The following is a 25,076-nucleotide window of genomic DNA, read 5'->3' on the forward strand; positions in this document are numbered from 1 at the left end:
GGCGTTGCCGCATAGTCAAGAAATCGATGCCGATGATGTTCTGCAGGTGCGCGGCCTGAACGTCGTGTTCAATCAGCAGCAGCAGGCTTTTTCCGCCGTCCGCGACCTGTCGTTTACCCTGCGGCGCGGCGAGACGCTGGCGATTGTCGGCGAGTCCGGCTCCGGGAAGTCGGTGACGTCCCTGGCGCTGATGCGCCTGCTCGACCAGGCGGTCAGCGAAGTGCGCAGCGATGCGCTGCTGCTGCGTCGTCGCAGCCGGCAGGTGATTGAGCTGAGCGAACAGTCTGAAACCGAGATGCGCGGCGTGCGCGGCGCGGATATGGCGATGATCTTCCAGGAGCCGATGACGTCGCTGAATCCGGTCTTCACCATCGGTGAACAGATTGCCGAATCTATCCGCTTACACCAGGGCCTGAAGCATGATGAGGCCCTGCGCGAAGCGAAGAAAATGCTCGATCAGGTGCGCATTCCGGAAGCGGAAGCCATGCTCTCGCGCTATCCGCATCAGCTTTCCGGCGGGATGCGTCAGCGGGTGATGATCGCCATGGCGCTCTCCTGCCGACCGGCTGTGCTGATTGCCGATGAACCGACCACCGCGCTGGACGTGACTATTCAGGCGCAGATTTTACAGCTGATTGCCGTCCTGCAAAAAGAGATGGCGATGGGCGTTATCTTTATTACCCACGATATGGGGGTGGTCGCCGATATCGCCGACCGCGTGCTGGTGATGTATCGCGGCGAAGCGGTGGAAACCGGCAGCGTGGAAGAGATTTTCCGCGCGCCGAAGCACCCGTATACTCAGGCGCTGCTGGCCGCGGTGCCGCGGCTGGGGGCAATGCGCGGCACTTCGCTGCCGCGCCTCTTCCCGCTGTTAAACCAGAGCCCGTCGCCGGAGGGGCAGAACACCGTTGTGCCCGGGGAACCGATCCTGAAAGTTCGCGATCTGGTGGCGCGCTTCCCGCTGCGTAGCGGCATTCTCAACCGCATTACCCGCGAGGTGCATGCGGTCGAAAAGGTCAGCTTTGATTTATGGCCCGGCGAAACCCTGAGCCTGGTGGGGGAGTCCGGCTGCGGTAAATCAACGACCGGCCGGGCGCTGCTGCGGCTGGTGGAAACTCAGGGCGGCAGCATCACCTTCAACGGCCAGCGGATTGATACGCTGACGGGCAGTAAGCTTCAGGCGCTGCGCCGCGATATCCAGTTTATCTTTCAGGACCCCTACGCTTCCCTCGACCCACGGCAAACGGTGGGCTATTCGATTATGGAACCGCTGCGCGTGCATCGGCTGCTGGAGGGCGATGCCGCTCGTGAGCGGGTCAGCTGGCTGCTGGAACGCGTCGGGCTGGAGCCGGAGCATGCGTGGCGCTATCCGCACGAGTTTTCCGGCGGCCAGCGGCAGCGCATCTGTATTGCCCGCGCGCTGGCGCTCAATCCGAAAGTGGTGATTGCCGATGAGTCGGTATCGGCGCTTGATGTGTCGATTCGCGCGCAAATTATCAATCTGATGCTCGATCTACAGCGTGAGATGGGTATCGCATTTCTGTTTATCTCCCATGACATGGCGGTGGTTGAGCGCATCAGCCACCGCGTGGCGGTGATGTATCGCGGGCGTATTGTCGAGATCGGCCCGCGCCGCGCCGTGTTTGAAAACCCGCAGCACCCCTATACCCGTAAACTGATGGCCGCCGTTCCGGTGGCCGATCCTGCGCATCGTCGTCCGCAGCGCGTGCTGCTCTCAGACGAGCTGCCGGGCAACATCTTCAAGCGGGGCGAAGAGGGGATCGGTACGCCATTACAGCAGGTGGGACCGGGGCACTTTGTCGCCAGAGAGCCCGCCGCCGACGTGCTGGCGCGCTAACAACGACACCAATAATGCAGCATTTCAGGAGAACAACATGACTCAACGCGTATCAGGCAAATGGCTGTTGGCGCTGGGCGTCGCCTCGGCGCTGACAGCGGCTCCGGCTCTGGCCGCAAAAGATGTGGTGGTGGCGGTCGGCTCTAACTTTACGACCCTCGACCCGTATGATGCTAACGACACGCTGTCGCAGGCCGTCGCGAAGTCGCTCTATCAGGGGCTGTTCGGCCTTGATAAAGAGATGAAATTGCAAAACGTGCTGGCGGAAAGCTATACCGTTTCCCCGGACGGCCTGGTGTATACCATTAAGCTGCATCCGGGGGTGAAGTTCCAGGACGGAACCGAGTTCAATGCCGAAGCGGTTAAAGCGAACCTCGATCGCGCCAGCAATCCGGAAAATCATCTCAAGCGCTATAACCTGTATAAAAATATCGCCAGCACCGAGGCGGTTGACCCGACAACGGTGAAAATTACTCTCAAACAGCCTTTCTCGGCGTTTATCAATATCCTGGCCCACCCGGCGACGGCGATGATTTCTCCGGCGGCGCTGAAGAAATATGGTAAAGAGATTGGTTTCCATCCGGTTGGCACCGGCCCGTACCAGCTCGACACCTGGAATCAGACCGACTTCGTTAAAGTGAAGAAGTTCGCCGGTTACTGGCAGCCGGGGCTGCCGAAGCTGGACTCCATCACCTGGCGTCCGGTCGTGGATAACAATACCCGCGCGGCGATGCTGCAGACCGGCGAAGCGCAGTTTGCGTTCCCGATCCCTTACGAGCAGGCGCCGCTGCTGGCGAAAAACAGCAAGCTGGAGCTGGTGGCCAGCCCGTCGATCATGCAGCGCTATATCAGCATGAACGTGACGCAGAAGCCGTTTGATAACCCCAAAGTGCGCGAGGCGATTAACTACGCCATTAACCGTCAGGCGCTGGTAAAAGTCGCCTTTGCGGGCTATGCCACCCCGGCGACCGGCGTGGTACCGCCGTCAATTGCCTACGCTGAAAGCTACAGCGCCTGGCCGTACGATCCGGCGAAGGCCCGCGAGCTGCTGAAAGAGGCGGGCTATCCGAATGGATTTAGCACCACGCTGTGGTCGTCGCACAACCACAGCACGGCGCAGAAAGTGCTGCAATTTACCCAGCAGCAGCTGGCGCAGGTGGGCATTAAGGCGCAGCTGACGGCGATGGATGCGGGCCAGCGCGCGGCGGAAGTGGAAGGTAAGGGGCAGAAAGAGAGCGGCGTACGCATGTTCTATACCGGCTGGTCGGCGTCGACCGGAGAAGCGGACTGGGCGCTGTCGCCGCTGTTCGCGTCGCAGAACTGGCCGCCGACCCTGTTCAATACGGCTTTCTATAGCAATCCCCAGGTGGATAAAGACCTCAACGACGCGCTGAAAACCACCGATGCGCAGGAAAAAACGCGGCTGTATAAAGACGCGCAGGATACTATCTGGAAAGAGTCGCCGTGGGTGCCGCTGGTGGTAGAGAAACTGGTCTCGGCGCACAGTAAAAATCTGACCGGATTCTATATCCAGCCGGATACCGGATTTAGCTTTGAACAGGCGGATCTTAAGTAGATAGCTGCGGGTCCCCGGGCGCAGGCTGCGGGGACTTCGCGCAAGGAGAAGCATGCTCAATTATGTGATTAAACGCCTGCTGGGACTGATCCCCACGCTGCTGATTGTGGCGGTGCTGGTGTTTCTGTTCGTGCATATGCTGCCCGGGGACCCGGCGCGGCTGATTGCCGGACCGGAAGCCGATGCTCAGGTGGTGGGAATGGTGCGCCAGCAGCTGGGGCTCGATCGGCCGCTGCACGTGCAGTTCTGGCACTATATCAGCAATATTGTGCAGGGGGATTTCGGTACCTCGATGGCCTCGCGTCGCCCGGTAAGCAGCGAAATCGCCAGCCGTTTCATGCCCACGTTCTGGTTAACGCTCGCCAGCATGAGCTGGGCGGTGATCTTCGGTATGGCGGCGGGGATCGTGGCGGCAGTCTGGCGCAACCGCTGGCCGGATCGCCTGGGAATGGCGCTGGCGGTAACCGGCATCTCGTTCCCGGCGTTCGCGCTCGGCATGCTGCTGATGCAGGTCTTTTCCGTTGAGCTGGGCTGGCTGCCGACGGTGGGTGCCGACAGCTGGCGCCACTATATTCTGCCTTCGCTGACCCTGGGCGCGGCGGTGGCGGCGGTGATGGCGCGCTTTACCCGCGCCTCGTTCGTCGATGTCCTGCATGAAGATTACATGCGTACCGCGCGGGCAAAAGGCGTCAGCGAAACGCTGGTGGTGCTCAAGCACGGCCTGCGCAACGCGATGATCCCGGTGGTGACCATGATGGGGCTGCAGTTCGGCTTTTTGCTCGGCGGTTCAATCGTGGTGGAGAAGGTCTTTAACTGGCCAGGCCTCGGGCGTCTGCTGGTGGACTCGGTGGAGATGCGCGACTATCCGGTGATTCAGGCGGAAGTTCTCCTGTTTTCGCTGGAGTTTATTCTTATTAATTTAGTGGTGGACGTGCTGTATGCCGCCATTAATCCGGCTATCAGGTACAAGTAAGGTGCGATTGCTCAACTGGAGAAGACAAGCGGCTATCAACGCGATGCCGGGGATTAAACCCGGGCAGATACGTACCCCGTGGCACGAGTTCTGGCGGCGGTTTCGCGGTCAGCCGGTGGCGATGGGAGCGGGGGTATTTGTTCTGCTGCTGATTGCGGTGGCGATTGTGGCGCCGTGGATTGCGCCGTTCGACGCGGAAAACTATTTTGATTACGACCGGCTCAACGACGGACCGTCAATGATGCACTGGTTCGGCGTTGATTCGCTGGGGCGGGATATCTTTAGTCGGGTGCTGGTCGGCGCGCAGATCTCGCTGGCCGCCGGGGTACTGGCGGTATTCATCGGCGCGGCCATCGGCACCGTACTTGGGCTACTGGCCGGGTATTACGAAGGCTGGTGGGATCGCATCATTATGCGTATCTGCGACGTGCTGTTCGCTTTCCCGGGGATTTTGCTGGCAATTGCGGTCGTGGCGGTAATGGGGAGCGGGATGTCGAACGTCATCATCGCGGTGGCGATCTTTTCGATCCCGGCCTTTGCGCGTCTGGTGCGCGGCAATACCCTGGTGCTTAAGCAGCAGACCTTTATTGAGTCGGCGCGCAGCATCGGCGCCAGCGATGCTACCATCCTGTTTAATCATATATTGCCCGGAACGGTATCATCGATTGTGGTCTACTTTACGATGCGTATCGGGGTGTCGATTATCTCCGCTGCCAGCCTGTCATTTCTGGGGCTTGGCGCGCAGCCGCCGACGCCGGAGTGGGGGGCGATGCTGAACGAGGCGCGGGCGGATATGGTGATGGCGCCGCACGTGGCGCTGTTCCCGGCAATCGCGATTTTTCTGACGGTGCTGGCGTTTAACCTGCTGGGTGACGGCCTGCGCGATGCGCTGGATCCGAGGATAAAAGGGTAGCGTTCGAGGATTGTGCAGCCCGGACAGGTGTCCGGGAAAGCACACCGCACGTTAATCCTGTGCGGTTTTGTCGCCCGGATAAGGCGCGCGAGCGCCGTCATCCGGGATAGGTTAAGCGGGCGGAATTAAACCCGGCTGCCCCACAGATCGTATTCGTCGGCGTGCTCGACTTTCACCCGCACAACGTCGCCCGGTTTGACTTTACTCTCACCGTTCAGGTAGACCGCGCCGTCGATTTCCGGCGCATCGGCCATGCTGCGGCCAATTGCCCCTTCTTCATCCACTTCGTCGATCAGCACCATAATTTCACGACCGACTTTCTCCTGCAGGCGCTCGGCGGAGATCTGCTGCTGCAGCTGCATAAAGCGGTTCCAGCGCTCTTCTTTCACCTCTTCCGGCACCTGATCCGCCAGTTCGTTGGCGGTCGCGCCTTCCACCGGGCTGTATTTGAAGCAGCCGACGCGGTCGAGGCGGGCTTCTTTCAGGAAGTCGAGCAGCATCTGGAAATCGTCTTCCGTTTCACCCGGGAAGCCGACGATAAAGGTCGAGCGCAGGGTGAGTTCCGGGCAGACTTCGCGCCACTGCTTGATGCGCGCCAGCTGACGGTCGGCGGAGCCCGGACGCTTCATCATCTTGAGGATACGCGGGCTGGCGTGCTGCAGCGGAATATCGAGGTAGGGCAGAATTTTGCCTTCCGCCATCAGCGGGATCACATCATCGACGTGCGGGTATGGATAGACGTAGTGCAGGCGCACCCAGATACCGAGCTTCGCCAGCTCTTCGCACAGGCTAACCATACTGGTTTTGACCGGCATACCGTTGTGGAAACCGCTGCGATGTTTGACATCAACGCCGTAGGCGGAGGTGTCCTGAGAGATCACCAGCAGCTCTTTGACGCCGGCGTCGGCCAGGCGTTTGGCTTCCGCCAGCACTTCGCCAATCGGACGGCTGACCAGATCGCCGCGCATTGACGGGATGATGCAGAAGGTGCAGCGATGGTTGCAGCCTTCGGAAATTTTTAAGTAAGCGTAATGACGCGGCGTCAGCTTCACGCCCTGTTCCGGCACCAGGCTGAGGAACGGGTTGTGTTTAGGCTTCGGCGCGTAGTGGTGGACGTGTTCCAGCACCTGTTCATAGCTGTGCGGGCCGGTAATTTCCAGCACCTTCGGATGCACTTCGCGGATCTGATCTTCTTTTGCGCCCAGGCAGCCGGTGACGATCACTTTGCCGTTTTCTTTCAACGCTTCGCCAATCGCTTCCAGCGACTCCTGCACGGCGCTATCGATAAAGCCGCAGGTGTTAACGATAACCATATCAGCGTTATCGTAGGAGGGAACCACGTCATATCCTTCGGTACGCAGTTCAGTCAGGATACGTTCTGAGTCCACGAGGTTTTTCGGGCAGCCCAGAGAGACAAAGCCGATCTTCGGCTGAGGGGTGACATTGCTCATAGCTTAAAAAGTGTTCAATTATTGGGATGGTCAGGGCAGGGATTCTACAGAGATCGGCGGAAAGTTTATACTCCTTTTCTTGTTAGCCTGGCGATGTCCGTGTTTCTTTTTATCGGGATGATTATCCAGATTGTTAATCAAAATAAGGGAGTTATTCACCTTTTATCTTGCAACCCGGGGAAGTCGGTTTAGATCTGGTTTAACCTGAAGCGGTAAAATAGCCGCTGCTTTCAGTCTTTATTTTTATCAGGTTTCCCATGTTTAAAAAGTTGGGTGGTTTCGTCTGCGCGCTGGCCATGATTGGCGCGACGCCCGTTTATGCCAACGAGATGGCGTTATATTCGGTCAATACCGGTTCCTTTGTTTATCACATGACCGGCAATCACGGTCAATATAACGAAAAATTCAATAACCAATTTTTTTCCGTTGAGCGCAAGCTGTCAGCGGATTCAAAGTACAGCCTGTTGGCCGGCACCATGAAGAATAGCTTTGCCGACCGCTGCCTCTCTTTAGGAGCGAGGAGAGACTGGTACGCGGGGGCAAGCGGCTGGACGTTCAAGGGCGTCTATGCCTATACCGGCGAGTTTTTCTTTAAAGCCTTTCGCGATTGCGGGGATTCAGGCACCTATCGAACGGCGAAGAAAATCACCGGCGTCGGTTTCTCTCCCTATATTTATCATGGCCTGCAGTACAATTTTACCGATTATTTCGGCGTGGAAACGGGCATTATCGTCCCGGCCATATTTGTGATGAGCGTGCAGTGGAGCTTCCGCTAATTTGCCCGAAAAAGGCTTCCGGGCGAATTTTAATTAATGGCTTTGCGCAACGCCAGCGCCTGGCGCAGCCCCCGGCGCGGTCGGTTCTCTATTGTCGCGCAGCGTAAATACCGAGATCAGCGTAAACAGCCCGGCAATGCCGCCCAGAATATAATAGGTATGCGCGAAGCCGATGGTGTCGTACAAATACCCGGCCAGCGGCGAGTAAATCGCGGTGGCGATGGAGGCGACGAACAGCACCAGCAGGTAGACCGTCGAGGAGAGCTTGTTGTCGAAGTTGGCGGCGATAAATTTAAACACCGACACCAGAATCAGCGGTTTTTCCAGCGCATGCATCATTTTGACCGCGCCGATCCACACCGGGCCCAGCGGAATCGCGGAGCCGACGATACGCACCGACATGATCAGTCCGGCGATGATCAGCGCCCATTTCGCGCCGGTGCGGTTTACGAACCACGGCATCAGGCATAAAAACAGCGTCTCGCCGCATACCTGAATGGAGGCCAAAATGCCGTACCAGCGATTGCCTTCTTCCGGCGTCGGGAACTGCAGAGAAAAGTACTGGGCAAACTGCTGATCGTAGGTGTCGTAGATTTGCGTGACGAACAGGGTAAAGACCAGCAGCATCCAGAACTGGCCGTTCTTCGCCAGCTCCAGGGCATGCGAAACTTTCAGCGCGCTGGTTTTCTGCATTTCCGCTTCGGTCAGCTCGATTTTGGTCAGCATAAAACAGAGCGCGGCAATCACAATGGCGATACTCGCCAGCCAGAAGGCGAGGTTCGGATTGCTGTCGATATACTTGCCGACGATCCACGCGGCGGCGGCCCAGCCTAACGATCCCCACATTCTTACCCGGCCATATTCGAACTGGTAGCGCCGCGAAATTTTATCAATATACGAATCAATCACCCCGCAGCCGGAGTTAAAAATTATTCCCAGGTATACTCCGCCAAGCAGCGCACCCAGCCAGAAGCTGTGCACCAGCAGCGGCGTGTACAAATAAATAAAGAACGGGCCTACCGGTAGCAGCATGGCGACCAGGATCCAGATCAGCCGCTTTTTCAGGCCGAACTTATCGGAAATAAAGCCGAAGAAGGGCTGCATCAGCAGGGCAATAAAGGCGTTGATCGAGTAGAGCAGGCCGGTTTTCGTTGCGCTAATCCCGAGGTGCTGAGTCGTCCAGATCACAAAGAACGCCATGGTCGAGGACCAGGCGAAGAGATAGAGGAAATCGAAAAGACTCAACAAGATATAGTTTCTTTTGCCGGGCGTCATCATTTCAGTTCCTTCAAGCGATAGAGATAAAGGTTACAAACAGGATCGATATGCCTGCCGTTCTTATTGGATGTTATACGTAATACATTTTATTTGATGATATGACACCCGGCGGCATTTTCTGGCAACGTGAATTGCGCTAATTTGTGATCATTACTGCAATAAATGATTTTATATCCCAGGGTTGGAATTTTTACTTTTATGAGAACGTATAACATTTTGTGGCTTTCAGGAGATGATGTCGCAGGTGGGGATTTTAAGCTTCGTTGTAACATTGTAAAGGATGTTAATGACCTGAGAATTATTGATCTGCCTCATCGTTTTGTACAAAAAATGACCATATTATGATTGTGGTAAAGGACGACAGAGGAGGAACCGCGATGAGCGTTGACAGACTATATCGTAACCTGATGAATAAGCTGATTAATGCCAACATTGATCTCGATGCTTATTTACAGCTGCGTAAAGCAAAAGGCTATATGTCAGTCAGCGAAAACGACCATCTACGGGATAACTTGTTTGAACTGTGCCATGAAATGCGTCAACACGCGCCGCGCCTGCAGCACGTCGTTGCGCCGGAGGAAAAGGATGCCCTGCGGCTGGCGGGCGAAGCCGTCGCTTCCGCGGCGGTGTGCCTGCTGAGCGGACATCATGATTGCCCGTCCTACATCGCTGTCGACGTAGATAAGCTGGAAAGCTGCCTGGCGGTATTGCGGCTAAATATTCATAAATTGAATGATTCCAAGCCCATTACTCATGCCTGAGATCGGGGGGAGCCTGCTCCCCCCGATTAATGTTATGTAAAAATCCCTTCCCGTTTTTCCACGCTGGCTACCCTTATCGCATTGCTGACAAAAGGAGTATGCCATGCGCCAGACCATTACCCTGATGATAGCCCTTACCGCACTGTTGCTGCCTGCGGCTGCCCTTGCCGCCCGGGAGCGCGTAGAGGTGCTGCAGAACCAGCTTGAACACCCGTGGGCGCTGGCCTTTCTTCCGGACGATCGGGGCATTCTGATGACCCTGCGCGGCGGCGAGCTCCGGCTGTGGCAGCGGGAAAAAGGCCTCGCGCCTGCGATCTCGGGCGTACCGCAGGTCTGGGCCAACGGGCAGGGGGGGCTGCTTGACGTGGCGCTGGCCCCGGATTTCGCCCAGTCGCGCCGGGTCTGGCTAAGCTACGCCGAAGGCGGGAGTGACGACAAGGCCGGGACCGCCGTAGGCTACGGCCGACTGAGCGAGGATCTCCAGCGCCTGGAAAACTTCCAGGTGGTTTTCCGCCAGCAGCCGAAGCTCTCAACCGGCAACCATTTTGGCGGGCGGCTGGTGTTCGACGGCCGCGGTTATTTGTTTATCGGTCTCGGGGAGAATAACCAGCGTTCGACCGCTCAGGATCTCGATAAGCTGCAGGGAAAAGTGGTGCGGCTAACGGCTGATGGCAAGGTCCCGGACGATAATCCTTTTGTCGGCCAGGCTGGCGTCAGGCCGGAAATCTGGTCTTACGGTATTCGCAACCCCCAGGGGATGGCGATGAACCCGTGGAGCGATACGCTGTGGTTAAATGAACACGGCCCGCGCGGCGGGGATGAGATCAACCTGGTGCAAAAAGGGAAAAACTACGGCTGGCCGCTGGCGACGCACGGCATTAACTATAGCGGCCTGCCGATCCCGGAGGCCAAAGGCAAAACGCTGGAGGGAACCGAAGCGCCGCTGTTTGTCTGGGCGAAGTCGCCAGCGGTGAGCGGTATGGCGTTTTACAACGCGCCGACCTTCCCGCAGTGGCAGCACAGGCTATTTATCGGCGCGCTGAAGGATACGTCGCTGATTGTCCTCAAGGTTGACGGCAATAAGGTGACGGAACAGGAGCGGATTCTGGGCGATCGCGGTAAACGTATCCGTGATGTGCGCGTTGGACCCGATGGCTATCTGTATGTCTTAACCGACGAATCCAACGGCGAGCTGCTGAGGGTGAGCCCGGCGGGCTAATATCAGGTGACCGGGATCATCACCACGTTGCGCCAGACCTGGCGCTGGTTAATCTGCTGATACCAGCGCTGCAGGTGCGGGCGCGGTTGCCAGGTTTTCACGGTCTCCAGCAGGTTATAAATGAACGGCGCGACGGCGATATCGCCGAGGCCGAAGGCGTCGCCTGATAGCCACTGACGGCGCGACAGTTCGTCATCGAGAATGGCGAACAGGGTCTCGCAGGTGGCAATACCGGCTTCAATCGCGGCGGGGTCGCGTTTTTCCGGCGGGGTTCTCACCAGCCCCATTAAAATCGGCCGATGGGCCGGCGAGAGCGAACCGTTGGCCCAGTCCATCCATTTCTCTCCCTGAGCGCGTTCGGCGGGCGACTCCACCCACAGGCGATCCTGACCATACTGCGCGGCCAGATAGCGGATAATGGTGTTTGATTCCCAGAGCACGATATCGGTCGTCTCATCTTTCAATAGCGGTACCAGCCCATTGGGATTCATGACCAGATAGGCCGGATCGTGATTCAGACCGAACTCCAGGCCTGCCAGAATTTGCTGATACGGGAGGTCGAGTTCTTCCAGCACCCAGCGCACTTTCTTCACATTGGTCGAGTTATTTCTGCCCCACAGCGTAATCATATCCGCTCCTGCTTTTTATTTCGCCGCCGTTGCGGCGTAGTGAGCATTCATGTTGGAATAAAGTTAATATTTAGGCAACCGCGATCAAAAAAATTGCGCTGTTTGCAGCACCGGGCGAGGTTATTGCGTAAACTTTAAAAACTTTACCAACTCGCTGTTTCTTTAAGGTCATTTGTACGCTTTACTCACCGGCTGCTGCGGCGCGGAACGAGTGTGGCGGCATATTTTTGTTTGGAAAGGATACTTGGGTGGCTCTTATGACGCATGATGCTTTTTCCCTTCGCGGCCTCGCGGCAGGCTGCGCGCTTTTACTTCTCGTTGCGCCTGCGGTGCAGGCTGCGGAACAACTCCCCGATGCGCCATCCATTGACGCGCGAGCCTGGATCCTGATGGACTATGCCAGCGGCAAAGTGCTCAGCGAAGGCAATGCCGACGAAAAACTCGACCCGGCGAGCCTGACCAAAATCATGACCAGCTACGTTGTCGGCCAGGCGTTAAAGGCGGGTAAGATTAAGTCTACTGATATGGTGACCATCGGACGCGATGCGTGGGCCACCGGTAACCCGGCGCTGCGCGGCTCTTCGGTGATGTTCCTCAAGCCGGGGATGCAGGTGTCGGTAGAAGATCTTAACAAGGGCGTCATCATTCAGTCCGGCAACGACGCCAGCATCGCGATAGCCGACTACGTGGCGGGCAGCCAGGACGCGTTTGTCAGCCTGATGAACGGCTATGCGCAGAAAATGGGCCTGACCAACACCACCTTTATGACCGTGCACGGTCTGGACGCGCCGGGTCAGTTCAGTACCGCCCGCGATATGGCGCTGCTCACCAAAGCGATGATCCATGACGTGCCGGAAGAGTATGCGATCCATAAAGAAAAAGAGTTCACCTTCAACAAAATCCGCCAGCCGAACCGCAACCGCCTGCTGTGGAGCACGAACCTCAACGCTGATGGGGTGAAAACCGGGACCACCGCCGGGGCGGGCTACAATCTGGTTTCTTCCGCGACGCAAAACGATATGCGCCTGATTGCCGTCGTGCTCGGCACCAAAACTGACCGTATCCGTTTTAACGAATCAGAAAAACTGCTGACCTGGGGATTCCGCTTCTATGAAACCGTGACGCCGATTAAACCCGATGCCACCTTCATTACCCAGCGCGTCTGGTTTGGCGATAGCAGTGAAGCGAAGCTGGGGGCGGGCGAGGCGGGTTCCATCACGCTGCCGAAAGGCCAGCTGAAAAACCTCAAGGCCAGCTACACCCTGAACGATACGCAGCTGACCGCGCCGCTGACCAAAGGGCAGGTGGTCGGCACCATCGACTTTAAACTGAATGATAAAACCATTGAGCAGCGGCCGCTGATTGTGATGGAAGCGGTAAACGAAGGCGGTTTCTTTAGCCGGATGATCGATTTCGTGCTGATGAAACTGCACGGCTGGTTCGGCGGTTGGTTCTCTTAAAATGCAGGCCGCGCCCTGCGGGGCGCGGTTAGTAAAGCAGTGAAATTTGTTTTTCCTTCGCCAGCGCGAGCAGATCGTCATCCGGACAGACGTCGCTGGCTATTACGTCAAACTGCGATAAATCCCCCATCCGCGCCGGCCGGACTTTGCCGAATTTACTGTGATCGACAACCAGCACGTGGTAGCGAGCGCTTTTCATCGCCCAGTGTTTGACCGGCAGCTCTTCCAGGTTAAAACAGGTCGCGCCCTGCTCGCAATCGACGCCCGCGGCGGAATAAAACGCGATGTCCGGGCACAGGTGGCTCAGCGTATCCTGCAGGCTTAGCGGTTTAAAAATGGCGTTGCTGGCGTGGAACTCGCCGCCGCACAAAATTGCGCGGCACTGGGGCTTTTCCTGTAAGGAAAGAAAGGTATTGAGCGAATAGCAGACGCCGGTAAAGGGCAGGGCGCTATCGATGGCGTCGATGATCCACGGCGTGGTGGTCCCGCAGTCAAAAAAGGCCATCTGGTGGGGCTCAAGCAGCTTTGCCGCATGGCGGGCTGCGCGGCGTTTTTCATCCACAAGGCGCGTTTTCTGATCGCTCAGCAGATAGTGCGTTGCGCTGCGCGGCTCCAGAACGATATAGCCGCCCAGCAACACGACCGGGCCGCTGTGGCCGTTGAGGTCGCGACGAATGGTCATCTCTGACACGCCAAGCAGGGTGGCCGCTTCTTTTAGATGGAGTTTATCACTGCGCTTGAGTGCCTGAATAAGCTGGCTGATGCGTTCGTCACGACGAGTTTCCATATTCCCTCTAAGCTGAAAGCGCCCTGCATTGACAGGGCGTCAGCGGCGATTTTACCTGCCGGAAGAGGCTTAGTCACGCGCAGGAATCGGGCGCTGCCGCAACTTTACCGGCTGGTCAGGAACGTCTATTCGCGCACCCAGCCTTTGCGAATCGGCAGCGAAAAGAACAGGCGGTACAGCCGCTGCAGATGCTGATAGAGGGTTTTTCCGCCGCTTTGCCACAGCAGTTGGGCGCTAAGGCAGGCGAGCATCGCGGTGAGAAGCCCGCCCAGCATGTCCATCGGCCAGTGAACGCCGAGATAGACCCGGGCCCAGGCAATCGCGCAGGCAACGGCGATAAGCAGCGCGCCCGACCACAGGCGGTGCCAGAACATAAAGGCCAGCGCAAAGGTAAAGCAGATAGTACCGTGATTGCTTGGGAAGGAGTTATTGGGTGAATGATGCAGGAAGTTATAGCCCACACCGGCGGCAAACGGACGTTCATGCGGAAAAAACACGCCGAATATCCATGAAAGCGTGAGGCTAATCGCGAGCGCCATCATCACCTTAAATACTAGCTGACGCTGGTTTGGCCCCCAAAGCCATAAGGCGAATACCAATAATGGCACAATAATAATCAGGTCTTTGGCGATAAACGTCGCGATTTCAATTGCCCACCACGGCGACGCGGGGGTGGCATTGAGGAATGCAAACAGCGAGTAGTTAATATTTTCCAGCATACATCCAGGCTCTTGGGTCCGTTAGCAACAAGCCGCCCACCTTAAAAAACGGTGGCGATAAGGTAAAGCAGTATTGTCTTAATTATCAGTTTGTTATGAATGAAAGTGCGTATGTGGCTTCGTTAACAGACTGAGTAAAGGAGTATATAGCCTGTAATCTAATTGAAACATAAACGAAATATATACAGTGGGATTTTCATTCGGTGATGGCGACGCGGTCTCTGCGTGGCGATATTTCTCTTCATCGCTCACAATTCACTATCTCCCCGGCACGACTTTCATTAAACTTTGCGCGGTTTTATTTAAATAAGAGATTTCATGCACAATTCTTCGCTTTCAGGCAAACGCCTCGGACGTCAGGCGCTGCTCTTTCCGCTGTGCCTGGTGTTATACGAATTCGCCACCTATATCGGCAATGACATGATCCAGCCGGGTATGCTCTCGGTGGTGGAAGAGTTTGGCGTGGGCAATGAGTGGGTTCCGACCTCAATGACCGCCTATCTGGCAGGCGGTATGTTTTTGCAGTGGCTGCTGGGGCCGCTTTCGGATCGCATCGGCCGCCGTCCGGTCATGCTGACCGGGGTGGTATGGTTTATCGTGACCTGCCTGGCGACGCTGCTGGCGCAGACGATTGAGCAGTTCACGCTGCTGCGCTTTTTGCAGGGCATCAGCCTGTGCTTTATCGGCGCGGTTGGCTATGCGGCGATACAGGAGTCTTTTGAAGAGGCGGTGTGCATCAAGATCACGGCGCTGATGGCCAACGTCGCGCTGATTGCGCCGCTGCTTGGGCCGCTGGTGGGCGCGGCCTGGGTTCATCTCCTGCCGTGGGAGATGATGTTTGTCCTGTTTGCCGTGCTGGCCGCTATCGCCTTTTTTGGGCTACAGAAGGCGATGCCGGAAACCGCCACCCGCATGGGCGAGAAGCTATCGGTTAAAGAGCTGGGGCGTGATTATCGTGAGGTGCTGAAAAACCTGCGTTTTGTCGCCGGCGCGCTGGCCACCGGTTTTGTCAGCCTGCCGCTGCTGGCGTGGATTGCCCAATCGCCGGTGATCATCATCAGCGGCGAGCAGGCGACCAGCTACGAGTATGGTCTGCTGCAGGTGCCGATATTTGGCGCGCTGATTGCCGGTAACCTGGTGCTGGCGCGCCAGACTTCCCGCAAGACGGTGCGTTCGCTGATTATTCTCGGCGGCTGGCCAATTATGATCGGCCTGCTGATCTCCGCCGTCGCGACGGTGGCGTCAACCCACGCGTATCTGTGGATGACCGCCGGGCTGAGCGTTTACGCCTTCGGGATTGGGCTCGCTAACGCCGGGCTGGTACGCCTGACGCTGTTTGCCAGCGAGATGAGCAAGGGAACGGTGTCGGCGGCGATGGGGATGCTGCAAATGCTAATCTTTACCGTGGGTATCGAAGTGAGCAAGCACGCCTATGAGGCTGGCGGCAGCGGACTCTTCAGCTTGCTCAACCTGCTGAGTGGGGTGCTCTGGCTGGCGATGACGGTCTACTTCCTGAAGGATAAACGCGTAGGCAGCTCCCTCGAACCGCAGTAATCTTCAGATGCCCTGCTGCGACGTTACGCGCCGCAGCAGGCGCGGCCTCAGGCGAACGGCGCTTCGCGATTAAGCACTTTATCAATAATATGCAGCACGCCTTCTTCGTTATTGTGCGGCGCGCGGTAGCTGGCGACGGCCTTCACCGGCGCGGCGGCGTTGGCCATGGCGAAACCGAAGCCGGCATGCTGCAGCATTTCGATATCGTTGCCGCTATCGCCAAACGCCACCACTTCATTGTTCTCGATCCCCCAGCGTTCCTGCAGGATGCGCAGTCCGTTGGCTTTATGCACGCCGGGAATAATCAGGTCAATGCTGCCGTAGCCGGTAGCGACCGCGGTCACCATATCGCCAAGCGCAGCGTGCAGCTTCGGCTGTATCTGCGGGATCAGCTGGTCCGGGACGTTGAGACCGAACTTCAGAATCTCATCATCAGCAATATGATTAAAATCGTCGACCAGTTCGAGGCGATGATAATACTTCGCCGCGACCGCTTTCAGCTCATCATTATACTGGTTGAGGGTATAAGCGCTGCGCTTACCGCAGGCGATGATTTCAATGTTGGTCAGCGTCTGGAGATGGTCGATAACAGTATTGAAATGCTCCTGCGGCATCCGGCAGTTAAACACGTCCTCGCCGGCGCTGACCACCCAGCCGCCGTTTTCGGCGACAAAGGCGATCTCATGGGCAACCTCGGGGAAGAAGGAGATAAGCTGGTAATACTGGTTGCCGCTGGCAACGACGAAGCGGATGCCCTGCTCGCGCATCCGTTGATACTGGGCGAGGAAGCGCTGACGGTTATAGGTTTTGGCATCGCTCAGAAAGGTGCCGTCCATGTCTACCGCAATCATTTTGATGCTCATTAACTGTTCTCCATCACGGGTTCAGATTGTGGCTTCGCTACCGCGCGGGCGACGATGGCCGCGACCAGCACGAGTGCCAGCACCACCATCATGGCGCTGCGCAGGCCGAAGTGTTCGCCGAGAAAGCCCAGCAGCGGCGGCCCGACGAGGAAGGCGAGGTAGCCGGTAATCGCCACCACGCTGACGCGCTTCGGCGCATCAGGGCCGGTGTCGCTGGCGGCAGAAATGGTCAGCGGGAAGCCCAGCGACGCGCCGAGGCCCCATAATAGTACGGAGAGACCGGCGACCCACGGGTTATCGACGAAAATAATCAGGCCAATGCCCAGGGCGCCCATTACCGCGCTGGCGCGAACCACCGTCACCCGGCTGTAGCGGTCAATAAACCAGCCGCCGGTAAAGCGGCCAAGGGTCATGCCGAGGGTGAAGCCTGCGTAAATCAGCGAGCCGGAGGTTGGGCTGAAGCCGTGGCCGTCAACCATCAGCAGCGGCAGCCAGTCGTTGGCGGAGCCTTCAGCAAAGGCCATGGCCAGGACGATCGCGCCAATCAGCAGCAGCTGGGCATCGCGCCATATCGGCAGGCCTTTGCCTTCATGGCGCGCCGCTTCCGCCGCATTTTTGCCGGTGCCTTCAGGGATCGCGCGAATGGCGATAGCAATGGGGGCGACGGCCACCAGCGCCGCCAGCAGGATGTGCGGCGCGGCGGGCAGGCCGAAGCCGGTTACCGCCATACCAATCCCGGCGCCGACGAGCGTACCGAAGCTGTAGAAACCATGCATCATCGGCAGGACGGTTTTATTCATCTCACGTTCAACGGCGGCGCCTTCGACGTTAATGGCCACTTCCGCGGAGCCAAAGCTGGCGCCGAAGATGGCTAAGCCGATAGCAAACAGCACCGCCGAGGTAAACCATAGCGCGGCGCTGAGCACCAGCATGCCGACCACCGCGCAGGACATGGTGGCGCGAATCACTTTACGGGTGCCGAATCGATTGACCAGCCACGCTGAGCAGAGGATGCCGCTCATCGAACCTATTGATAGTCCAAATAATACAATCCCCATTTCCGCCGTCGATAGCGCGAGCAGATCGCGAATCGCCGGCGTGCGGGTCGCCCATGAGGCCATGAGTAATCCGGGGATAAAAAAGAACATGAAGAGCGCCCACAGCCTTAGCTGAAGGGCTCTGCGGGAGGTTTGCGCTGTCATCCGTAAATGCCCGAGAGTGAAGAGATGCAGACAACAGTAGCAAGGTTGTGTACATTTGTACATCCAGGCAGGCTGCCGCGGAATGCTTTTTTATTGACCTCTATGATTCGATTCAGCCTGAGGCATATTTGACGCGTACGCCGTGGGATTCAGCATCTGTTTAAATGAAAGAGGAAAAGGGGATGGCCCGTCGACCAAACGACCCGCAGCGGCGGGAGCGGATTTTGCAGGCGACGCTGGACACGATCGCGATACACGGTATCCACGCGGTCACGCACCGGAAAATCGCCACCTGCGCGGGTGTGCCGCTGGGCTCGCTGACCTACTATTTCAGCGGCATTGAGGCGCTGGTCGAAGAGGCGTTCAGCCTGTTTACCGGCCAGATGTCGGCGCAGTATCAGCAGTTTTTTGCCGATGTGCATAGCCGCGAAGAGGCCTGTGACGCCATTGCGGAGCTGATTTTTAGCGCCCAGGTGACCACCGCGCGCAATATGGAGCTGATGTATCAGCTATATGCTTTTTGCAGCAGCCAGCCGAATTTAAAAGCGGTCATGCAGAACTGGATGCTGCGCAGCCAGCGGACCCTTGAGCAGTGGTTTGAACCGGCAACGGCCCGCGGGCTTGACGCCTTTATCGAGGGGATGACGCTGCACTTCGTGACCGACAGAGCGCCGCTATCGAGAGAAGCGATTCGACTGATGGTAGACCGGCTGGCGGGAGCGTGAGCGGGGCGCAGAAAACAAAAAAAATTTATGTAAATTGGTCAATGAAAACAATTAGTTGCATGATGGTCAATAAGTTAGGTGAGTGGTAAGGAGTGGCGATCACGGGGCAATGCCAACCGCTGCTGCCACTTGGCTCATCGTGACTTATTTTAAACGCCAGGGACCTTTCTCCTCGACTTGCTCCACAGCTCCTTCTGACTCAAGTTCGCGAAGGAGGGCTACAGCCCAATATTGTTGCTGTGTACTGGGGGCTTTAGGATAATCCCCCCAATCGAGACCGCAGAGACGAAATACTTCTGCTTGCTTCACTCCTTTACCATTTATGCTTCCATCCGGGTGCTTTGCCAAAGCAGCAAGAGCCAGTTCTTTTGCTTTAGCGCGAAGTTCTAGCCCCTGTATCTGTAACTCATTCATAATCATATTATTCCTGATAATCAAGACCGTCTTAATAATACTCCGTTGCAGGCTCATCTCCATAGCATGAGCAAAAAAATGATTAGGAAAATGAGCGCTGGGCTTCGTTTGGTTAAACCGACGCGCCGGAAAGGATACGGGTAGTAGATTAAAGATTAGCTGAGACCGCAGCTTGAATATGAGTTGAAGTCCAAAGGTTTTGACGGCAACGAGCAGGATATTGATTTACTGCTGCGTGGCGGAAGTATTCTATTATTGACAGGTTTACGCCTTTTCTACCGAAACCAGGCTTTGCATGAAGACGATAAATGTCGGTAGTGGTTAGAACTTATGGCCCAGCTAGTTGCCAGCTCGGATTGTGCGATAACGATAAGGAGACTGCCATTCCGTGGTTGTCAGAACTGACGAGCGATCTAGTTACTAGGTTGAGTAAGTACGGGTAGGCAAGGATGAAAGCAAGCATTAGCCGTTTTGCGTCATTTGTAACGTTCTCCAAAAGGACGCACCAGCGTTTGAGAAGGAGTGCATGTCTATGGTGCAGGATTTGCATGATCTAAAAAGGATCGTAATGGTCCAAAATCGCCTGGGTTGTCGGGTTTTCAGGCCCATCATGTATCTGCATGAAAACAACTTCACAAAGCTGGCAGACGTGGCGGAGATTTGAGCGCGCGCAACGTAAGTTAATGGGAAACGTTGCGATTGAAGGTGCTTTGATTTTGTGCAAATCTAGTATCTCTTCATACTCGGTGAGACTCAGCAATGGAAAGTAATGCAAACTCTAAGAAAAAAATCGATTCTGGGAACCAAAGATTAGCATCCTTATTAGATGACGTTACCCGTGGAAACATCAAGATCCCGGCTTTCCAGCGAGATTTTGTTTGGACAGATGAACAAATATTAGGGCTTATCGACTCTATTTATAGTGGGTATCCGGTTGGTTCATTATTATTATGGTCGACTAAAACTCCATTGAAATTTGAAAGGAATGTAGGTGGGTTTCATCTCCCTGAGGTCAAAGAGGATTATCCTGTAAATTATGTGTTAGATGGACAGCAGCGTTTAACAACTTTGTTTGGTGTGTTCAATGCGGATAGGAAAACAGAAAACAATGAATTAGCATCACGATTTAATATACATTTTGTTCCTTCCAATGACGAATTCTGTAATTACAAAGATCTGCCGAATGGTGTTAGTAGTGTTCCACTAAGTAGTATTCTTGATACTGCGAAACTTCTGCCGGAGTTGAGGCGATTCCCAGTTGATGAACAAGATAAAATTGCTAACCTTGTAGATAAATTTAAAGATTATGAGTTTCCTATAGTTACGATTAAAGAAAGAAGCAACCAAGAAGTTTGTAGAATATTTCAGAGGATTAACTCATCTGGAACAAGTTTAAGTACCATTGAGTTGCTGACTGCATGGACATGGTCAGAAAAATTCGATTTACGCACAGAGATGGATTCATTAAAAGATTATCTTGCATCTGTGGGGTATGAACAAGTCGATGAAGTCCTTTTAATGCGTTGTTTGACCGCAATAATCAATAAAAAAATAGATTCGGATACTTTGATTGATGTTGATCCAACAATTCTTTTATCCTCAATGGAGGATTTAAAAAGAGGTGTGCGAAGTTCTGTTGATTTTTTAGCAAACGATTTAAAAATTAAGAATTCTATATTCTTACCTTTCCCTATTATGTTAGTTCCGATAACCTATTTCTTCGCTAAAACCGCTCGACCTACAGGACATCAATATAGTTCTATTAAGCGATGGTTTTGGTGTTGTGCATTTTCACAAAGGTATAAAGCTGGGACAAATACTTATGTTATGGAAGATATTATCTCTATGGAGGGTATAATAAATTCACCTGATAGCTATATTCAACCAATACCAAAAATTGAAGCGGATTTCTTTAAAAAAACATGGCGAATAAACTCCTCTGCTGCAAAGGCCTCCATTTGTTTATTAGCTCAACTATCTCCTCGAAGTTTCATTACTGGTAAAGTGGTAGATCTTGATTCTGCATTGTCAGCATATAACGCAAGGCAATTTCATCATATTTATCCTAAGGCATACCTTGCTAAGCAAGGTTTTGCATTTCATGAGTCAAATATAATTGCAAATATAGCGTTTTTAACGGCTGAAGATAATAATAAAATTTCAGATTCAAATCCCGATACTTATTTTAAAGCAGTACATGAGGCAGAGAAAGATTTGATTTTTGATGCGGCGGTAATTGATGAAAAATTACGAGATGGTAAAAGTTCTTATGGGGAGTTTATCAATCAGCGTGAAATGGATTTAAATGATCTTGCTTCAAAAGCAATGACAGGGAAAATATAGTAAGCAGTAAAATATGTTTGCTATATTTAAAATATTGGATGTCTTTCTTTGAAAGGAAACTTACTGGAAAGGATGACATCCTTGTTTGTTCAATTATTCTTTCCCATCAACCTTCGTTGAATTGGCTCTAATTCATTTTCCACAAATACTATACTTGCCTTCTTCACAGCCCCAACTCCAATATTGATCGGTATAATCTCCTTCAGCTTAGATGGCATGCGGTGTGCTGCCATAATGTCATTGCGGCTAACATTTTTAATATTCAGGAATACATCCTATGCCTTCTGGCTATAAATGATGAGGTGGAAACTGTCACCTGTGACATCCTGCCGCAATGGCTAATTGTATTATAAATTATGTTAAATATTCATAACTTTTCTTGATTTCTAATTTATTAAGCTTTGTGATTTTTCTGTTTATATATAAATCAATAAACATAGCTACTCCTAACATAGTGAAACATAGTAATGATAGATAAATAATTGGCGTTATGACTATAAGTGCAAGGGAGTTTTTATTAGTCTCTTTTGATAACTCATCTTTTTTTTGTGGATCTAACATATAACTACAAATAAATAGTTTTGTTTCTGGTTTAATTAACGTGATTTTATCCAATTTGTTTTTATCGATGCAAGTTTCTGGCGTTATATCCCACGCAGGAGTATTCGGTGGGCTTGTTGCCGCTCCTGGTTTTATCCAAAATGAGTCATTTGTTTCTTTGTGTGTATGGGAAATCCAGTATATTGGCTCAACGGTAATGATTTTAGTGAACTGATAAAAACCAATTAAGGGAATTGCTATAACAATGATGCCAAGAGTAGTGAGGGTGATTTTTTCTCGTTTACCGTGTGGTTTAGTACTAACTTTGTACTTGCAAAGGCTAAGCCTAATTATCGGTTTTGCTAATCCGATGGTGGATACTAAAAAATCCTCTTCAGGATGGATTTTATTTAGCCATGACCAAAAGGAAGAGACTCCTCCTGCGAGCCATTTAAATATCAATCCTCCAATTGCCGTAGCAAGAAAAGCATTTATTTTATCGAAATCCATATATCTTTCCTTCTCAATTAGGTATTCGAGATTATATATATCAGAGACCAAACAATGAAGTGAAGTTCATTAAAAATTCAATCGCGGGCATTCTGACACTATGAATGCTCAATTAGCCGAAATCATAGGCCTTATCATCAATCTGATTCGCAATTGCATTGTGACTGAAGTGGACCGGGACGACTGGCTTTGCTGGGTGGAAACTGGGGCCTTGAAACCAGCGGGATTAACTGGCTGACTTACCGCGCCAGTTAATCCCGCACCTACGTGTAAATGCCAGTTAAGGTCATCGACTTTAATCAACCCATCGATAATGTGAACTAGGCTATCACAGCGTTAACGCATACGGTCAAATCCGGACTACGAGTTTAGGACCAGCATAGATGTGGATGTGTAAAATGATGATTTGCCCAGTATGTGGAAGTGCAGCCCATACTCGCAGCAGTTTCCAGGTTTCTTCAATGACCAAAGAACGTTACAACCAGTGCCAGAATATCAACTGCAGCCATACGTTCGTAACGCATGAGACTTTTGTTCGCTCAATTTCTACACCTAAAGAGGCCCATCCTGTGCAGCCTCACCCCACAAATTCAGGCCAGGCTGCGCTGGCTCTTTGAGGCTGTCGCCACTTTGTCGCCATGACTTAAAAAGAGGGTTTGTAACTCAATGATTTTAAAGGCCGTAAAATTCAGGCAACAAAAAACCCATCAACCTTGAACCTAAGTGGCGGGGTTGATGGGCTCCACAAAATGGGGACATCAAAGAAAAGCAGTGGCACTACTTATGACTGATGCCAGCAAAAAAAGTTCTGCGTATGCGCGTTTTTTTTCTTAAAAAATTCACTGTAGCCCCGGCCAGATGATGACAATCAGCGTACCTGCCAGGGTTAACAACACGTTAGCGATGGCGTAGGTCCCCGCGTATCCCAGCGCAGGAATATTGCTGCGCGCGGTATCGCTGATGATTTCCATCGCCGGCGCGCAGGTACGAGCCCCCATCATGGCGCCGAAGAGCATCGCCCGGTTCATGCGCAGCACGTACGCGCCGAACAGGAAGCAGATAACCACCGGCACCAGGCTGACGATAAGGCCCGCCGCCAGCATCTGACCGCCGACGGCGCCGAGGCCGTTATTTATGCCGGCGCCCGCGCTGAGCCCCACGCCTGCCATAAACACCATCAGGCCGAACTCCTTCACCATATTCAGCGCCCCCTGCGGAATGTAGCCAAACGTCGGATGGTTGGCGCGCAGGAAACCGAGCATAATGCCGGCAAACAGCAGACCGGCGGCGTTACCGATGCCGAAGCTGAACGAGCTGAACTGGAAGGTGATCATGCCGATCATCAGGCCAACGATAAAGAAGGCGCAGAAGGCGAGCAGGTCGGTCACCTGGCTGTGGATGGAGATAAAGCCGATACGATCCGCGACGGTTTTAACGCGACGCGCGTCGCCGCTGACCTGCAGCACATCGCCCTTGTTGAGCACCACGTTATCGTCGATAGGCATTTCGATCTGGCTGCGGATAACGCGGTTTAAGAAGCAACCGTGATCGGTCAGCTTCAGCTGCGCCAGGCGACGGCCGACGGCATTGTGGTTTTTGACCACGATCTCTTCGGTGACGATGCGCATATCGAGCAGATCGCGGTCGAAGACCTCTTTGCCGTTACGGAAGCTTGGGTCGAGGCGGGCATGGGCATCCGGGTAACCCACCAGGGCGATATCATCGCCCATCTGCAGCACCGCATCGCCGTCCGGGTTTGCGAGAATGCCGTTGCGGCGGATGCGCTCAATGTAGCAGCCGGTCTGGCGGTAAATGCCCAGCTCGCGCAGGTTTTTACCATCAGCCCACGCCACCAGCTCCGGGCCGACGCGGTAGGCGCGGATCACCGGCAGATAGACCTTGCGCCGGGAGTCGGTATCGAGGCCGCGCTCGCGGGCGATTTGCTGGGCGCTGGTTTGCAAATCCTGATGCTGCAGCTTCGGCATATAGCGGGCGCCGACGATCAGGCTGACCAGGCCAATCAGGTAGGTCAGCGCATAGCCGAGGCTCAGATGATCGAGCGAGAGGGCGAGCTGATCGCTGGGCATGCCGAAGTGCCGTAGCGTATCCCCGGCGCCCACCAGCACGGGCGTGGAGGTCATGGCGCCGGCGAGCATCCCGGCCGTCAGGCCGATATCCCAGCCGAAGAGCTTACCCAGCCCCATGGCGATCAGCATCGCGCTGCCGACCATCACCAGCGCGAGCATCAGGTAATTTTTGCCGTCGCGAAAAAAAATAGAAAAAAAGTTGGGCCCCGCTTCCACGCCGACGCAGAAAATAAACAGCATAAAGCCGAGATTGAGGGCATCAGTGTTAATACTGAAATGCTGTTGCCCTAATAATAGGGAAACCACTAAAACGCCAATGGAATTACCAAGTTGTACCGACCCGAGACGCAGTTTCCCGAGGCAGAGTCCTAATGCAAGCACAACGAACAATAACAGGATGTAATTCCCGTTTAACAAATCTGCGACGTTTATATTCAC

22 protein-coding genes and 2 pseudogenes are annotated in these 25,076 nt (G+C 54.3%); 14 read left to right on the forward strand and 10 right to left on the reverse strand.

All coding sequences use genetic code 11. The features are described from left to right. The first annotated feature begins 4 nt into the window (after window positions 1-4). The 4 genes from gsiA to gsiD are packed head-to-tail and all read left to right on the forward strand — an operon-like array spanning window position 5 to window position 5,320. Window positions 5-1,858: a glutathione ABC transporter ATP-binding protein GsiA gene (gsiA, locus tag ABLU88_RS27715; protein ID WP_048261108.1), complete on the forward strand. Its 1,854-nt coding sequence runs from the start codon at window positions 5-7 to the stop codon at window positions 1,856-1,858. Window positions 1,859-1,895: 37 nt separating this feature from the next. After that, the gene (gene gsiB / locus ABLU88_RS27720; RefSeq protein WP_348838759.1) at window positions 1,896-3,434 is read left to right on the forward strand and encodes a glutathione ABC transporter substrate-binding protein GsiB; all 1,539 of its coding nucleotides are present in this window, start codon (window positions 1,896-1,898) and stop codon (window positions 3,432-3,434) included. Between the two features lie 52 nt (window positions 3,435-3,486). Continuing rightward, window positions 3,487-4,407, forward strand: coding sequence for a glutathione ABC transporter permease GsiC (gene gsiC, locus ABLU88_RS27725; RefSeq protein WP_009653824.1), 921 nt, complete (start codon window positions 3,487-3,489; stop codon window positions 4,405-4,407). A 1-nt stretch (window position 4,408) separates the two neighbouring features. Further along, entirely contained in the window at window positions 4,409-5,320 is a 912-nt protein-coding gene (gene gsiD / locus ABLU88_RS27730) for a glutathione ABC transporter permease GsiD (protein WP_009653837.1), read from the forward strand. Between the two features lie 125 nt (window positions 5,321-5,445). Here gsiD and rimO read toward each other — a convergent pair whose 3' ends face one another. After that, the gene (gene rimO, locus ABLU88_RS27735; RefSeq protein ID WP_009653812.1) at window positions 5,446-6,771 is read right to left on the reverse strand and encodes a 30S ribosomal protein S12 methylthiotransferase RimO; all 1,326 of its coding nucleotides are present in this window, start codon (window positions 6,769-6,771) and stop codon (window positions 5,446-5,448) included. A 296-nt stretch (window positions 6,772-7,067) separates the two neighbouring features. Here rimO and ABLU88_RS27740 point away from each other — a divergent pair, with 296 nt between their 5' ends. Then, entirely contained in the window at window positions 7,068-7,547 is a 480-nt protein-coding gene (locus ABLU88_RS27740) for a hypothetical protein (RefSeq protein ID WP_161506334.1), read from the forward strand. Between the two features lie 33 nt (window positions 7,548-7,580). Here ABLU88_RS27740 and ABLU88_RS27745 read toward each other — a convergent pair whose 3' ends face one another. Beyond that, a complete protein-coding gene (locus ABLU88_RS27745; protein ID WP_348838786.1) occupies window positions 7,581-8,822 on the reverse strand; it encodes an oligosaccharide MFS transporter in 1,242 nt (413 codons plus the stop codon). Window positions 8,823-9,202: 380 nt separating this feature from the next. Here ABLU88_RS27745 and bssR point away from each other — a divergent pair, with 380 nt between their 5' ends. Together bssR and ABLU88_RS27755 are read left to right on the forward strand one after the other, a co-directional pair. Then, the gene (bssR, locus tag ABLU88_RS27750) at window positions 9,203-9,586 is read left to right on the forward strand and encodes a biofilm formation regulator BssR (RefSeq protein WP_004849210.1); all 384 of its coding nucleotides are present in this window, start codon (window positions 9,203-9,205) and stop codon (window positions 9,584-9,586) included. A gap of 103 nt (window positions 9,587-9,689) precedes the next feature. Further along, window positions 9,690-10,805, forward strand: coding sequence for a PQQ-dependent sugar dehydrogenase (locus tag ABLU88_RS27755; RefSeq protein ID WP_025108076.1), 1,116 nt, complete (start codon window positions 9,690-9,692; stop codon window positions 10,803-10,805). 2 nt (window positions 10,806-10,807) lie between these two features. On the opposite strand, the gene ABLU88_RS27760 is transcribed toward ABLU88_RS27755, so the two are convergent. After that, window positions 10,808-11,434: a glutathione S-transferase family protein gene (locus ABLU88_RS27760; protein ID WP_025108075.1), complete on the reverse strand. Its 627-nt coding sequence runs from the start codon at window positions 11,432-11,434 to the stop codon at window positions 10,808-10,810. 257 nt (window positions 11,435-11,691) lie between these two features. Here ABLU88_RS27760 and dacC point away from each other — a divergent pair, with 257 nt between their 5' ends. Continuing rightward, window positions 11,692-12,894: a serine-type D-Ala-D-Ala carboxypeptidase gene (dacC, locus tag ABLU88_RS27765; protein WP_032721350.1), complete on the forward strand. Its 1,203-nt coding sequence runs from the start codon at window positions 11,692-11,694 to the stop codon at window positions 12,892-12,894. 28 nt (window positions 12,895-12,922) lie between these two features. On the opposite strand, the gene deoR is transcribed toward dacC, so the two are convergent. Beyond that, window positions 12,923-13,681 (reverse strand): DNA-binding transcriptional repressor DeoR, encoded by a 759-nt coding sequence (deoR, locus tag ABLU88_RS27770; RefSeq protein ID WP_004849345.1) that lies wholly within the window; start codon window positions 13,679-13,681, stop codon window positions 12,923-12,925. A 125-nt stretch (window positions 13,682-13,806) separates the two neighbouring features. Beyond that, the gene (gene ybjG, locus ABLU88_RS27775) at window positions 13,807-14,400 is read right to left on the reverse strand and encodes an undecaprenyl-diphosphate phosphatase (RefSeq protein ID WP_103815376.1); all 594 of its coding nucleotides are present in this window, start codon (window positions 14,398-14,400) and stop codon (window positions 13,807-13,809) included. A 318-nt stretch (window positions 14,401-14,718) separates the two neighbouring features. On the opposite strand from ybjG, the gene ABLU88_RS27780 reads away from it, so the two are divergent. Next, on the forward strand, window positions 14,719-15,954 hold the full coding sequence (locus ABLU88_RS27780; protein WP_032748874.1) for an MFS transporter: 1,236 nt from the start codon (window positions 14,719-14,721) through the stop codon (window positions 15,952-15,954). A gap of 47 nt (window positions 15,955-16,001) precedes the next feature. Here the strand turns inward: ABLU88_RS27780 and ABLU88_RS27785 are convergent, their stop codons facing one another. Together ABLU88_RS27785 and ABLU88_RS27790 are read right to left on the reverse strand one after the other, a co-directional pair. After that, window positions 16,002-16,817, reverse strand: coding sequence for a Cof-type HAD-IIB family hydrolase (locus ABLU88_RS27785; RefSeq protein ID WP_348838765.1), 816 nt, complete (start codon window positions 16,815-16,817; stop codon window positions 16,002-16,004). Further along, the gene (locus tag ABLU88_RS27790) at window positions 16,817-18,019 is read right to left on the reverse strand and encodes an MFS transporter (protein ID WP_014228591.1); all 1,203 of its coding nucleotides are present in this window, start codon (window positions 18,017-18,019) and stop codon (window positions 16,817-16,819) included. The genes ABLU88_RS27785 and ABLU88_RS27790 overlap by 1 nt, the downstream gene beginning before the upstream one ends. A 182-nt stretch (window positions 18,020-18,201) precedes the next feature. Here ABLU88_RS27790 and ABLU88_RS27795 point away from each other — a divergent pair, with 182 nt between their 5' ends. Beyond that, complete coding sequence (locus tag ABLU88_RS27795; protein ID WP_014228592.1) at window positions 18,202-18,744, forward strand: TetR family transcriptional regulator; 543 nt, start codon at window positions 18,202-18,204, stop codon at window positions 18,742-18,744. A gap of 144 nt (window positions 18,745-18,888) precedes the next feature. Here the strand turns inward: ABLU88_RS27795 and ABLU88_RS27800 are convergent, their stop codons facing one another. Next, window positions 18,889-19,164, reverse strand: a complete 276-nt coding sequence (locus ABLU88_RS27800; protein ID WP_223226697.1) for a hypothetical protein — start codon at window positions 19,162-19,164, stop codon at window positions 18,889-18,891. A gap of 21 nt (window positions 19,165-19,185) precedes the next feature. On the opposite strand from ABLU88_RS27800, the pseudogene ABLU88_RS27805 reads away from it, so the two are divergent. Together ABLU88_RS27805 and ABLU88_RS27810 are read left to right on the forward strand one after the other, a co-directional pair. Further along, window positions 19,186-19,476: pseudogene (locus tag ABLU88_RS27805) on the forward strand (replication endonuclease); the annotation flags it as partial. 441 nt (window positions 19,477-19,917) lie between these two features. Next, entirely contained in the window at window positions 19,918-21,501 is a 1,584-nt protein-coding gene (locus ABLU88_RS27810; RefSeq protein WP_014228595.1) for a DUF262 domain-containing protein, read from the forward strand. Window positions 21,502-21,855: 354 nt separating this feature from the next. On the opposite strand, the gene ABLU88_RS27815 is transcribed toward ABLU88_RS27810, so the two are convergent. Beyond that, window positions 21,856-22,551 (reverse strand): DUF6216 family protein, encoded by a 696-nt coding sequence (locus ABLU88_RS27815; RefSeq protein ID WP_348838771.1) that lies wholly within the window; start codon window positions 22,549-22,551, stop codon window positions 21,856-21,858. Window positions 22,552-22,651: 100 nt separating this feature from the next. On the opposite strand from ABLU88_RS27815, the pseudogene ABLU88_RS27820 reads away from it, so the two are divergent. Next, window positions 22,652-22,803, forward strand: a pseudogene (locus ABLU88_RS27820) (phage baseplate assembly protein V); the annotation flags it as partial. Between the two features lie 146 nt (window positions 22,804-22,949). After that, window positions 22,950-23,168: an ogr/Delta-like zinc finger family protein gene (locus ABLU88_RS27825; protein ID WP_348838774.1), complete on the forward strand. Its 219-nt coding sequence runs from the start codon at window positions 22,950-22,952 to the stop codon at window positions 23,166-23,168. Window positions 23,169-23,390: 222 nt separating this feature from the next. On the opposite strand, the gene ABLU88_RS27830 is transcribed toward ABLU88_RS27825, so the two are convergent. Further along, window positions 23,391-25,076: an aspartate:alanine antiporter gene (locus ABLU88_RS27830; protein WP_004849356.1), complete on the reverse strand. Its 1,686-nt coding sequence runs from the start codon at window positions 25,074-25,076 to the stop codon at window positions 23,391-23,393.

Source organism: Klebsiella sp. GW_Kp182 (assembly GCF_040062275.1).
GTDB lineage: Bacteria > Pseudomonadota > Gammaproteobacteria > Enterobacterales > Enterobacteriaceae > Klebsiella > Klebsiella michiganensis.

What these genes read in the sequence shown, in the direction of transcription:
- gsiB (WP_348838759.1), top strand. Translation starts at nt 1,896, where the DNA reads ATGACTCAACGCGTATCAGGCAAATGGCTGTTGGCGCTGGGCGTCGCC.
- gsiC (WP_009653824.1), top strand. Translation starts at nt 3,487, where the DNA reads ATGCTCAATTATGTGATTAAACGCCTGCTGGGACTGATCCCCACGCTG.
- rimO (WP_009653812.1), bottom strand. Translation starts at nt 6,771, where the DNA reads ATGAGCAATGTCACCCCTCAGCCGAAGATCGGCTTTGTCTCTCTGGGC.
- ABLU88_RS27740 (WP_161506334.1), top strand. Translation starts at nt 7,068, where the DNA reads ATGATTGGCGCGACGCCCGTTTATGCCAACGAGATGGCGTTATATTCG.
- ABLU88_RS27745 (WP_348838786.1), bottom strand. Translation starts at nt 8,822, where the DNA reads ATGACGCCCGGCAAAAGAAACTATATCTTGTTGAGTCTTTTCGATTTC.
- bssR (WP_004849210.1), top strand. Translation starts at nt 9,203, where the DNA reads ATGAGCGTTGACAGACTATATCGTAACCTGATGAATAAGCTGATTAAT.
- ABLU88_RS27755 (WP_025108076.1), top strand. Translation starts at nt 9,690, where the DNA reads ATGCGCCAGACCATTACCCTGATGATAGCCCTTACCGCACTGTTGCTG.
- ABLU88_RS27760 (WP_025108075.1), bottom strand. Translation starts at nt 11,434, where the DNA reads ATGATTACGCTGTGGGGCAGAAATAACTCGACCAATGTGAAGAAAGTG.
- dacC (WP_032721350.1), top strand. Translation starts at nt 11,692, where the DNA reads ATGACGCATGATGCTTTTTCCCTTCGCGGCCTCGCGGCAGGCTGCGCG.
- deoR (WP_004849345.1), bottom strand. Translation starts at nt 13,681, where the DNA reads ATGGAAACTCGTCGTGACGAACGCATCAGCCAGCTTATTCAGGCACTC.
- ybjG (WP_103815376.1), bottom strand. Translation starts at nt 14,400, where the DNA reads ATGCTGGAAAATATTAACTACTCGCTGTTTGCATTCCTCAATGCCACC.
- ABLU88_RS27780 (WP_032748874.1), top strand. Translation starts at nt 14,719, where the DNA reads ATGCACAATTCTTCGCTTTCAGGCAAACGCCTCGGACGTCAGGCGCTG.
- ABLU88_RS27785 (WP_348838765.1), bottom strand. Translation starts at nt 16,817, where the DNA reads ATGAGCATCAAAATGATTGCGGTAGACATGGACGGCACCTTTCTGAGC.
- ABLU88_RS27790 (WP_014228591.1), bottom strand. Translation starts at nt 18,019, where the DNA reads ATGACAGCGCAAACCTCCCGCAGAGCCCTTCAGCTAAGGCTGTGGGCG.
- ABLU88_RS27795 (WP_014228592.1), top strand. Translation starts at nt 18,202, where the DNA reads ATGGCCCGTCGACCAAACGACCCGCAGCGGCGGGAGCGGATTTTGCAG.
- ABLU88_RS27800 (WP_223226697.1), bottom strand. Translation starts at nt 19,164, where the DNA reads ATGATTATGAATGAGTTACAGATACAGGGGCTAGAACTTCGCGCTAAA.
- ABLU88_RS27810 (WP_014228595.1), top strand. Translation starts at nt 19,918, where the DNA reads ATGGAAAGTAATGCAAACTCTAAGAAAAAAATCGATTCTGGGAACCAA.
- ABLU88_RS27815 (WP_348838771.1), bottom strand. Translation starts at nt 22,551, where the DNA reads ATGGATTTCGATAAAATAAATGCTTTTCTTGCTACGGCAATTGGAGGA.
- ABLU88_RS27825 (WP_348838774.1), top strand. Translation starts at nt 22,950, where the DNA reads ATGATGATTTGCCCAGTATGTGGAAGTGCAGCCCATACTCGCAGCAGT.